The organism is Candidatus Electrothrix sp., assembly GCF_052785085.1.
This window is the reverse complement of the sequence record NZ_JALAAI010000038.1, coordinates 18,886-29,420: the sequence shown is the minus strand read 5'-3', so window position 1 is coordinate 29,420 and position 10,535 is coordinate 18,886. Positions and strand designations below refer to the sequence as shown.

General features: G+C 48.2%; 11 protein-coding genes and 1 pseudogene. 4 read left to right on the top strand and 8 right to left on the bottom strand.

What is annotated here, in order from left to right; genetic code table 11:
- The 3 genes and pseudogenes from L2082_RS08195 to L2082_RS08185 form a co-directional block, all read left to right on the top strand.
- A pseudogene (locus L2082_RS08195) lies at positions 1-222 on the top strand (IS66 family transposase); the annotation flags it as partial.
- Positions 223-250: 28 nt separating this feature from the next.
- The gene (locus L2082_RS08190; RefSeq protein ID WP_446011611.1) at positions 251-676 is read left to right on the top strand and encodes an Rpn family recombination-promoting nuclease/putative transposase; all 426 of its coding nucleotides are present in this window, start codon (positions 251-253) and stop codon (positions 674-676) included.
- A complete protein-coding gene (locus L2082_RS08185; RefSeq protein ID WP_446010917.1) occupies positions 660-881 on the top strand; it encodes a DUF4351 domain-containing protein in 222 nt (73 codons plus the stop codon). The genes L2082_RS08190 and L2082_RS08185 overlap by 17 nt, the downstream gene beginning before the upstream one ends.
- Positions 882-1,785: 904 nt before the next feature.
- On the opposite strand, the gene L2082_RS08180 is transcribed toward L2082_RS08185, so the two are convergent.
- The 8 genes from L2082_RS08180 to L2082_RS08145 all read right to left on the bottom strand — a co-directional run bounded on the left by L2082_RS08180 (position 1,786) and on the right by L2082_RS08145 (position 7,723).
- Complete coding sequence (locus L2082_RS08180) at positions 1,786-2,424, bottom strand: DUF6398 domain-containing protein (protein WP_446010912.1); 639 nt, start codon at positions 2,422-2,424, stop codon at positions 1,786-1,788.
- A gap of 58 nt (positions 2,425-2,482) precedes the next feature.
- Positions 2,483-3,298 (bottom strand): 23S rRNA (guanosine(2251)-2'-O)-methyltransferase RlmB, encoded by an 816-nt coding sequence (gene rlmB / locus L2082_RS08175; RefSeq protein WP_446010913.1) that lies wholly within the window; start codon positions 3,296-3,298, stop codon positions 2,483-2,485.
- A gap of 56 nt (positions 3,299-3,354) precedes the next feature.
- Positions 3,355-3,960: a guanylate kinase gene (gene gmk / locus L2082_RS08170; RefSeq protein WP_446010914.1), complete on the bottom strand. Its 606-nt coding sequence runs from the start codon at positions 3,958-3,960 to the stop codon at positions 3,355-3,357.
- Positions 3,953-4,258, bottom strand: coding sequence for a DUF370 domain-containing protein (locus L2082_RS08165; RefSeq protein ID WP_446010915.1), 306 nt, complete (start codon positions 4,256-4,258; stop codon positions 3,953-3,955). The genes gmk and L2082_RS08165 overlap by 8 nt, the downstream gene beginning before the upstream one ends.
- Before the next feature lie 57 nt (positions 4,259-4,315).
- Positions 4,316-5,197, bottom strand: coding sequence for a YicC/YloC family endoribonuclease (locus tag L2082_RS08160; protein WP_446011610.1), 882 nt, complete (start codon positions 5,195-5,197; stop codon positions 4,316-4,318).
- Positions 5,198-5,258: 61 nt separating this feature from the next.
- Positions 5,259-6,257 carry a D-glycero-beta-D-manno-heptose-7-phosphate kinase gene (gene rfaE1, locus L2082_RS08155; RefSeq protein WP_446011075.1) on the bottom strand — a complete coding sequence of 333 codons (999 nt, stop codon included), beginning with the start codon at positions 6,255-6,257 and terminating at the stop codon, positions 5,259-5,261.
- On the bottom strand, positions 6,254-7,168 hold the full coding sequence (locus L2082_RS08150; protein ID WP_446011076.1) for a DUF3786 domain-containing protein: 915 nt from the start codon (positions 7,166-7,168) through the stop codon (positions 6,254-6,256). Before L2082_RS08150 ends, rfaE1 begins: the two co-directional genes overlap by 4 nt.
- A gap of 30 nt (positions 7,169-7,198) precedes the next feature.
- A complete protein-coding gene (locus tag L2082_RS08145) occupies positions 7,199-7,723 on the bottom strand; it encodes an OmpH family outer membrane protein (RefSeq protein ID WP_446011077.1) in 525 nt (174 codons plus the stop codon).
- 573 nt (positions 7,724-8,296) lie between these two features.
- On the opposite strand from L2082_RS08145, the gene glgP reads away from it, so the two are divergent.
- Entirely contained in the window at positions 8,297-10,495 is a 2,199-nt protein-coding gene (glgP, locus tag L2082_RS08140) for an alpha-glucan family phosphorylase (protein ID WP_446008430.1), read from the top strand.
- Positions 10,496-10,535: the final 40 nt, after the last annotated feature.

The window sequence follows — 10,535 nt, the reverse complement described above, 5'->3', positions numbered from 1 at the left end:
CTGACCAATAATGAGGCGGAGCAAGCACTACGTCATTGGGTTATTGCGCGCAAATTAAGCCACGGTACCCGTAATGGCCAAGGCAGTCATGTGTTCGCCATACTTGCGAGCGTGATTGATACGTGTAAGAAGCGCAACGCCTGTCCGTGGAAATATCTCGCTGAGGTTATCACGGCTCGGCGCCAGGGGCTGGATGTGCCTCCTCTGCCTCTTGCTGCGTAAAAAAATGAGAGGGATCTGAACGGTTACGCTGCCGCTGCTGTATCCGATGATTCTGTACCACGGTGGACGGCCTTGGCCGTATCCCCTGAATTTTCACTCGCTCTTCAGTATACAGGATCAGGTTTTGTTGCAACATCTGCCGGAGTTCTCACCTGTGTTGCATGACGTGGCCCGGAGCGATGACCAGGAAATCAGCGGTGAAACTGCTGCCCGGACTCTGCTGCTCCTGCTCAAATACATCTTCCGCCCCGATCTGGTGGAACGACTGCCGGATCTGCTGGTTCAGGCAAAGACACTGCTGACTGATGAAAACGGTCGCGAAATCATGTTTACTCTGCTGTACTACCTCACCGAAGGTACAGACAAGGTGGATGAAAAAACACTGCGTACAGCCCTTGACCAGGCTGTTCCAGGAGGTGACACCATGAAATTCATTTCTGAAAAAATATTTTGATCAGGGACGTCAAGAAGGACGGCAGGAAGGGCGGCTTGAAGGAGAAATCCGATTGTTGCTCCGACTGCTACGCAGGCGATTCGGTCAGTTGCCTGGCTGGGCCGAGGAACGGTTGCGACAGGCTTCTTCCGCAATGCTGGAAACCTGGTCGGAACGGATACTGACAGCTTCCACTCTGGAGGAGGTGTTTTCCGAGCAGTTGTAGAAAACGATTTCCGCATCCAGCCGGGAGAGCGACGGCAGAACATAGTGATGGTTTGTCCGTTTCTTATTCCTGATCCTTGGGCTGGCATAGCTGGCTCTGGGTATTTTTACCCGCAACTTCCTGGCAAATATCCGAACAGAGATTTGGGATATCCATGATCTCCTTTTGGATATGCAGAACGACGTTTCGAATGTCTAAAATATCGTTCGGAACATCCGGGATAAGCCTTTGTACATACAAGAGCTCGTTCTGTACGTCCGGGACGAGCTCTTGTACATCCAAAAGCTCGTTCAGAACGTCCCAGATGAGGTTTTATATATCCGAAACCTCATTAAGAACATCCAGGGACTCATTCTGAACATCCAACATCTCGTTTTGTATGTCCAAAAGCTCGTTCAGAACGTCCGGGTTGTCGTTTTGTATGTCCGAATGCTGATTGCGAACGTAGAGGGGTGGTTTGCGAACCGCCCGTACTTACTCCTGTTCCTTCAGTTTGCGCAATTGCTTCCAGACAGTGCTCGGCTCGCAAGGGCATAGAGAGATCGTGGTATTTATCTGCGGCCTTTTGCCAATATTCCGCTGCCTGCTGAAATTCTCCTTGGGCCTGATGGAGTTCGGCAATGCCTTCTGGCCGTTAAATACTTTCAGAGAGAGCTAACGCCTGCTTATAATATTTCTGAGCAGAGGGCCAATCACTAACCTATACCTTCAGATCGCCGAACGATCTGAGTCGGGTAGGTCCGCTTGAATAAACGAAAGCGGACTGTCTATTTTCCGAATAGTCTGATGGACGGTTAGCCCGCTTTGATTTTCCTTTATCATATTTTATTGTCGTTATACCAGCCAATAAGAGCTTATTCTTCAACACGTAAGAAGTATAGTCCTCCTTAAACCTTAAACAACATCACCAAAGCTTGAGTTGTTGTCCATGTTTCTTGACCTGTTCTTCTTCCTTTTTCTTCCTCTTCTTTTCAGCAATCTCTTGATTTATTTCAGCCCGACGTTCTTTTTTGGCCTGAGCAGCTGCTTCTTCCTGCTTTTTCTTTTCAGCCATGAACTGCTCAATTTCCCTGGATTCCTCTTCGTCCGCCATTTCATAAACGACTTCGTCAACCAAGGACTCAATCTTGGTCTCCACTTCTTTTTTCGGAAGAAGAAAGCCCCCCTTGGTCACGACAAAGGAAAGGGACTCGATAATCTCGTTGGTGCAGAACTTCTTGTCAGCAAGAGAAATATTCAGCGTTTTTTCAATAACAGTGGCCTTATTAGCTGTCGTTGTTTTGTTGGTACCGAAAAAATCACATATCACATCAGCGGTCAGGAAGTTTTCATTTTCCTTATCAAAAAGAAAATTTGCTCGGGCTATCACATACACAATGGAAGCAGCCCAAATCTCTTTCTTTCCACGAGTGATTAACAACTTACGATTCTTACCCAATGCAATGCATAAACGTATTGAGCAGGCTATCAATTCCTCGTTGAGATAGCGGGTACCAAAGGGCTGGACCAGTTCAATTATTTCTTTTGTTCTTTCTTTGTTCATTGAACTATTGAAACTGTTATGATTTGTTGTCCCTCCCCGCAGAGTAGGGAGTGAGTATCTACGTAACTTCGCCCTGCCGAACCACCTCAAACATAATCAAAGCAGCAGCAACCGAGGCATTCAGTGAATCAAAATCACCAGCCATAGGAATAGTCACCAGCTGATCACAATGCTTGCGCACCAAAGGACGAATCCCCTTGCCTTCACTGCCAATAACCAAACCCAGCTGTCCGCTAAAATCCGTTTTATAGATGGAAGGAACCTCTTGCTCAGCCACAGAGCCATACATCCAAAACCCCTGCTCTTTGAGCAATTCCAAAGCTGCAACCAGATTCACTGCCTGGGCAATACGAAGATGGGCAAGAGCACCAGCAGAGGCACGGGCCACGGTTCCGGTGAGAGGGGCACTCCGTTCACGGGTAAGGATAATACTCTGAAAACCTGCTGCCAAGGCAGAGCGAAGAATAGAGCCAAGATTACGGGGGTCCTGAATGGAATCCAAGATCAGAACCCGCCCATTATCAGCCACAGTCTGGTCCACCAACTCCTCTAAAGACAGAAGCTCAGTTTCAGTCTGGCGGGCCACGACTCCCTGATGTCGGCAATTACGGGGCACAGGCAGGCGTTCTGCATCCACAAAACGCACCTTGAGCTTATGCTGACGGGCAAGATCAATAATTTCCTGGACCTTTGGCCCGGCCTTCCCTTTCTGCACCAGCAGCTCACTCAGGCTCCGGGCATTTCTCCGTAAAGCCTCATGCACCGCATTGATTCCCCAGAGTAAATCATCTGTTTCCTCCTCTGAAGAGGATTGATGTTCCTGATGCTTTTTCTTTTTGCCAGACCAAGCAGTCTTTTCATGCGATGCAACCATAATTATTCAACAAGTGAACGGAAAAGGGGGGAAGTTCTGATAGTGTGAAAAAAAAATCAGGTGCGTGCAACGGTTCTGTTCACCTGGGGTGTATTCCGGCGACGTCGTTCTGCGGCAATAATGGCCTGCAAATCACGAACAGCCTGCCCCAGCTCATCATTGACGATCAAATAACGGTAGTTCTTTGCTGCTGCCATTTCCTTTTCTGCATTGGCAAGGCGAACAGATAAACTTTCCTCACTCTCGGTTCCACGTCCCCGAAGGCGTCGTTCCAGCTCAGCCAAGGTCGGTGGATTAATAAAGACCGTCACAGGATCAGCATTCTTCCTGACCTGTTCAGCACCCTGGATATCAATATCAAGGATCACATCCTTGCTCGCAGCTAACAAGGCATCCACTTCCTGACGGGCAGTCCCATAAAAATTACCATGCACCTCAGCCCATTCCAAAAAACCCGAGGGCTGCTGATCACGAAGGGCGAGAAACTCTTCCTGACTGACAAAATGATAATCAACCCCATTGACTTCTCCTACCCGTGGTTGACGGGTCGTATGAGACACGGAAAACTCCAGCCCGGATATCTTTTCCATGAGCTGTTTCAGGATCGTGGTCTTCCCACAACCAGAAGGTGCAGAGATAACCAAAAGAATACCCTCAGCCATTTTTCTCTCCTTCCTGACTGCATTTTTGTAACATCCCTAAACCGCTGTGTTCCCTATCCAAGGCTGCCATTCGCTGATTAATGGTTTCTGGCTGCACAGAAGAAAGAACCAGATGGCCACTATCCAGAATCACGATGCCACGGGTCCGCCGCCCCTCTGTGACATCAATGAGTCGCTGCTCCTGCCGGGCCTCTTCCTTCAGCTTCCTGATCGGTGAAGAACCGGGATTCACGACAGCTAAAATCCGACTGATTTTTATGGAATTCCCAAAGCCAACATTAACAAGCCTGTTGTCCATTATTGTCTCTTTACTCCGATGTTCATAAAAAAATACTCACTCAACACGCATTGTACGTTATTCAATGTTCTGAACCTGCTCACGCAATTTTTCAATCTCGTTCTTCATTTCAACGCCAAGGTGGGCAATAGCCGAATTGGAAATCTTAGATGCCAGCGTATTGACTTCACGCAGGAATTCCTGCAAAAGAAAATCAAGGCGTCGGCCCACTGATTCGTCGCTTTCCATAAAACCACGAAACTGATCAATATGACTGGCCAATCGAACTACCTCCTCAGTTACATCAGCCTTATCTGCCATAATTGCTGTTTCCTGGGCCAGACGCACAGGATCAATATCCATCCCTTCAAGCATTTTATTCACCCGACCCTTCAGCTCCTCCTGACGCCGGGCAAGTACTTCGGGGATCATACCCTCAATTTTTTGCACCAAAGTGGCAAAATTATCCAGTCGTTGCAAGAGATCTTGTTTCAGGCTACCACCCTCTCTCTCCCGCATACCAGCACAATCAGCAAGGGCTGCAAGCAGGGCTTCTTTGAGCTGAGGCCATTCCTCGTCAATATCCGGATTCTGCTCCTGCACCGTAATCAGATTCCGCTGGGTCAACATATCAGCAAGCTGGATCTCTGTTTCCAACCCCAGCTCGGTATTCATCTTTTCTAAACAGGCATGGTATTGGCGGGCCAAATCCAAATCAAGATGCAAACGAGAACCGCTGACAGATTCACCACGCAGGGTCACAGAAATATCAACCCGACCGCGTTCCTGTTGCTGTGCAACGGTCTTCTTGATCCGTTCTTCTAAGGCGGTAAAGGCTGGGGGCAACAAGACCCGTTGATCAAGAAAACGATGGTTAACAGTTCGGATTTCCACAACCCAAGCCTGTTCAGCAGTGCCGGATTCACCGCGACCAAAACCGGTCATACTACGTGGACGCATATATTTGTAAAAAAAAAGTACGGTTACCCAACCAGTTGATAGGTAACACAGAAAGGAGAAATCAAGAAAATGCGTTGAGCAGTTCGTCACAGCTCACTGAAGCTGTCCCAATCTTGCCCACCACAATACCAGCTGCATAATTCGCCAACACAGCTGCATCAGTCATTGAGCAGCCTGCGGCCAGACCAAGGGCCAAGGTAGCAGCAACCGTATCCCCTGCTCCGGTCACATCAAAGACCTCCTGGGCCATGGTCGGAATAGTAATCAGTCTGTCGCTTTCCTCTTCCAGCAAGGCCATACCAGCCTCACCACGGGTAATCAAAACAGCACCACAGGAAATATCTTCCTGAATCTGACGTGCTGCGGCCAGCAGGGTTTCTTTATCCCGGATATCCATACCACTGACACGGGATGCCTCAAAATTATTCGGAGTAATAACGGTTGCGCCGATAAAACGATGGAGGTTTTCCGGCTTAGGATCAACAATCAAAGGGATGGGCCTGCCAGTGGAACGACGCACATCCTTCAGTAACCGATGCAAATGGGTCATCAGCTGCTCGTTGACAACCCCTTTGGCATAATCTGAAACAACCACAGCATCAAAATCCGCAAGATGTGCGTCCAGATACTGGAGCATACGCTCCAAAGTCGCTGCACCAGGTACTCCAGCCTTTTCCCGGTCATAACGAACAACCTGCTGTCCCTGGGCCACCACTCTGGTCTTGATGGTGGTGGGTCGTTCTCCTTTAATCAGGCCATCCACAGGAGCTTTTACCTGCTCCATCAAGGCAAGTAACTCATCTCCCATAGGATCATCCCCAATAATACCGCACAGGGCACAGGAACCACCCAGAGAAATAATATTGCGCAGGACATTAGCGCTGCCACCGAGCAGGAGTTCTTCCTGAGTCACATTGACCACGGGTACTGGGGCCTCGGGAGAGATCCGGGAAACATTGCCCCAGATAAACTGATCCAAAATCACATCACCGATCACCAGAATCCGGGTCTCGGCAAAACGTCCTACCTGGGCCTGCATGTCTTTTCCCTTGTTCTTCAACTATCCAACTCCCTGTCCAGTTGGAGGAGGCGTTCTGCCATCCGTTCGGCGGCAAAAACCAGGGATTCCAAATCAAGATAGTCCATCACATGCTGATCAAACAAAATTTTTACCCGGGCCTCAAAGCCGTCCTCCAGATCCTGATCCCAAAATAAAAGATACAGCGGGACATGGGGAAGGACCGGAAGAATTGCGGCAAAATCTGCGCTCTGGGTCTGTTCATCCTGAGCTGTTTCTGCTCTGATCTTTTCGCAGACCTGACTCAACATCTCAACACGGCCGGCAAAGTGTTCTGCCAGCCTTGCTTCACAATAGGTTGCCAGGGTACGGATCTTGGCAATGGAATTGGGCAGACTTTCCATACCCACCCAAGTATCTTTATCTTTGTTATCTTTGGGGAGCCTTGCTTCTGAACAAGCTGCACTGCTGCCCGCCTCATCCGTAATATTGCCAACATCACTGCCAGCATTACCGCCGAATGCAACATAATTATAGAGCAAGATCTGATCCCTGGGATCCACAAGCTCCTCCCCGTCCATCACCACCTTATCCCGTCCTAAACGAACCAGGCAACCAAGGTAGTTAAACCTGAGCTGCTCAGGAGTATCTGCTGACCAATCCGTTCCCAGACGTTGACTGAGCCGGGAAAAATCAACCGACTGTATTTTGGATTTCAGATGAGCAACCAAGGCCATATCCCGCTCATCCTGCCCATGTTCCACATGATCCAGACCAGCTTCGCTCTTTACAGAACCCAATTCAGGAGGAAGCGTATCTTTTTCAATATAAGGACAAAGGTTTGGAGAAACACCGCCCTTGGTCACAGCAACAGCAAAGGCGAGGCAGGCAGCATAGCCGCATTCCCCACAATTGGTGGCTGGAATATATTTTAAAAATTCATGGGGTGTCATCTCAAAGAGTCTGGGGACAGGAGACTTATTTTACTTCTTATTCAAGGCCGCTGTGATCTCATTAGTCATATCAACACTTTTGTCGTGATAGAGCACAGCAGTATTGGGGATAATAACAGAAACCCCTTTGTCCTTGGCCACTTCCTGGACAACCACTTCCAGTTTTTTCATGATCGGAGCCAGATATTTTTCCTGCAAATTCCTCATTTCCAGGTTTGCATCATCCTGCTTCACTCTGAAATCACGCTTCTTCCGTTGCAGCTCAAGTGCTTTTTCTTTTTTTGTTGATTCATTCCAGACATCGACTTTTTTCTGCATATCCTTTTGCAAGGCCACCAGTGCTTTTTTTTCTTTATCAAGAGAGGCTTTTAACTCTTTCATCTTGACCTCCATCTTCTTCTTGGCAGCAACTCCGGCACTGGATGTATCCAGGACTTTCTGGAGATTAACCACACCAACGCTGGCTGCGGCACTCGCCGAAACAACAGTGAAAACAGTGAAAACAGTCAGGAAGAAAAAAACAGACGCTAAAATCAGTATACTCGTTCGTTTCACAGTCAAGCTCCTTTTTAAAAAACATGATAACATCCACCCCTCCCTTTGGGGAGAGGTAGCAAAATATGAAAGTTATAGCTGAACGGTTGAACGACTCCCAAAAGTCAGCCAGGCTTTTCATATTAAGCATTCCCATTCTTTTACAAGCAAACGTCCCATTATACCGCCATTCTCTCCAGCGTGGGAGACAGTACTTTACTCCGGTATCGGAACAATCTTTCGCCCCTGCTATCCTAATCGAACAGAGAAGGAATTCAAGATCTTTTTTCAGGGGTTCCACTCAGTTCAAGCACGGTTTTTTCTTGTTTGTCAGGGCTATAACTATCTCATTATTCCTTGTCAGCCAATTTTACTGGTGCATTGCAAGAAAAGCCCTTCCACTTCTGAAAAATATCATACCTGTTTTTCTCTTGAAAATTAGAAATTCACTTGCAAAACCACACAAGCCCATCTACTTTACCAGTATGCATATTGTAGACATCTCAGGTGCTCATCGCAGAACAAAAGCATAGCTTTTCCAACAAGCACCTACTGACAAGTAAAAACAACGTAACGAGGCATTCAGAACAAAACGTGAGCAATAACAAGTTGATCAACATCAATTCTGTCGAAGAATTAAGCTGTAGTAATAAGTTCGGTACTTTTTTTGGCGTTCCCCAATCGGTTTTTGACCGGGTTTGGCAGGAACTCAGCAGCCCGAAAAAAAACTCTGTGGCCTATGTCTCTATGGAGATCGGTGCAGATCCTGATATTTTTCATCCAGTCCAAGATTTTCTCCAGGAAGAGGGCTTTACCCAGAGCCCAGAGCCAGCGATTCAACAGGTACTGGATAAATATCTTCACGGCCCACGAAAAATACCCAATTACAGTGGGGGGTTAGGCGTGCTTGCTGGTGACACCCTCAAAAGTTTTGCCGATACCCATATCCCGGTCATAGCTATTTCCCTGCTCTACAGAGAAGGCTATTTTTCTCAGCTTGTTGACTCACGGGTCGGGCAGATTGATCAGGCCACCAACTGGTCTCCAGAAGCAACCCCCACCCTTTTTCAATTGCAGGATCCGGAAGATCCAGGCCAGCCCCTTGAAATCACTGTCCCCTTTTTCAATGAGTATGATCATCCCACTGAGGCCAAGGCCCATGTCTGGATGAAAATGGAAGTAAGTGAGGAGCTGGATTATTTTGTCCCGGAATTTCTTCTGGACTACTTCATCCCTTCTTCACCGCCTTGGGTTCGGGAAGCAGGACTTCGTCTTTATAATGCCACCTCAGCTATCATGAAGGCTAACCAGCGCCGCATGCTGGGATCTGGCATTTTACCCCTGACCGAGGCATTGGGGTTGACCCCAGGAACCATTCATCTCAATGAACAGCACGGCGTCACAGTCACCCTGCACCTGATCCTCCGCCATTTGGAAAAAACTCTGGGCAAAGAGTACAGAAGCACCATGAGAGATGAAGATATCATGGCTGCAGCTCGTGAAGTTGCCGAGCATATTGTCTATACCATCCATACCCCGGTCAAGGCTGGTCATGATCGCTTTGCCCGTTCACTCTATACAGGTATCAGTCATGAAACCTGCCACCAGATCCTTAACCTGCTGGCCATTGATGCTGACTCACCCCACGAGTATAATTTCACCGCCTTTGCCATGCGGGTGAACCGGGCCATCAACAGCGTCAGCCGCCTCCACCGCGATGTTACCAGAAAACAGTTCCCTGATGTGGCCGATAAAATCAAGGCCATCACCAACGGTGTCCATCACCTGACCTGGATCAGCGAAACCAGAGCTGAACTCTTTGACAAAACCAAGGAACTCAAAGATTGGCGCGATGATCCTGGTGTTTTTGCCCGCATGCAGCTCTCTGATGAGCAGAATTTTTGCAAGCAGCTCCAACAGGCATGGTATCAGGATAATCAGGTTTTGGTAGAGTATATCAACACCATGCTCTCAGAGCACCGTACCCAGATGGACACCACCTGGATTGATCCGCCTAACTATCTTTCCCGCCTGCCCCCTGAAGATTCCTGCCTTCAGCCAGGAGTCTTTACCGTGGGCTTTGCCCGACGATTCTCCACCTATAAACGGGCAGATCTTATTTTTGATGATATCCCAGCCTTAGCAGATATTCTGGTCAGGAATAACTGGCAGATTAATTTCATCTTTGCAGGCAAGGCCCATCCTCAGGATGAACCTGGAAAATCTGTCCTGAAACTCATTCTCGATAATCAAAAAGAACTCTACAAACGCAGTAACGGGCTGGCCCAGCTTATCTTTGTTCCTGGTTATGACATGCGGATTGCCAAGATGATGGTCTCTGGCGTCCATACTTGGCTCAACAGCCCTAAACGTCCTCTGGAGGCATCAGGAACCAGTGGTATGAAAGCAGCCATGAACGGGGTTCCCAACCTCAGTGTCATGGATGGCTGGTGGGTGGAAGGCTACCATGATGGAGCAACAGGATGGAAGTTCGGTTATGAAGGCCCGCTCAATGCGGACAGCCTGAGCGAGCACCCCGACACCCTGCTCTATGCTGAAGACTCGCAATCCTTTTACCAGCTCTTACCTCAGGTTCTTGAATTATTCTACGAACGTCCTGACGAATACATGCAGCTTGCTCTGAATAATCTGCGGCTCAATGTTCCTATATTTAACACCCATCGAATGGCTGCTGAATACGTCCGCAAATACGACCTTGAGCTCCCGGCTCAGACAGAAGCACGTATCAAGGACTTTCAGAACTTATATCAAAGTGAGTCCTCTGATTCCTGATTGCGGAGACAGGATGTGGAACTCAGGAAACAGATAAGGA

What these genes read in the sequence shown, in the direction of transcription:
- L2082_RS08165 (WP_446010915.1), bottom strand. Translation starts at nt 4,258, where the DNA reads ATGGACAACAGGCTTGTTAATGTTGGCTTTGGGAATTCCATAAAAATC.
- L2082_RS08180 (WP_446010912.1), bottom strand. Translation starts at nt 2,424, where the DNA reads ATGAACAAAGAAAGAACAAAAGAAATAATTGAACTGGTCCAGCCCTTT.
- gmk (WP_446010914.1), bottom strand. Translation starts at nt 3,960, where the DNA reads ATGGCTGAGGGTATTCTTTTGGTTATCTCTGCACCTTCTGGTTGTGGG.
- rlmB (WP_446010913.1), bottom strand. Translation starts at nt 3,298, where the DNA reads ATGGTTGCATCGCATGAAAAGACTGCTTGGTCTGGCAAAAAGAAAAAG.
- L2082_RS08160 (WP_446011610.1), bottom strand. Translation starts at nt 5,197, where the DNA reads ATGCGTCCACGTAGTATGACCGGTTTTGGTCGCGGTGAATCCGGCACT.
- L2082_RS08150 (WP_446011076.1), bottom strand. Translation starts at nt 7,168, where the DNA reads ATGACACCCCATGAATTTTTAAAATATATTCCAGCCACCAATTGTGGG.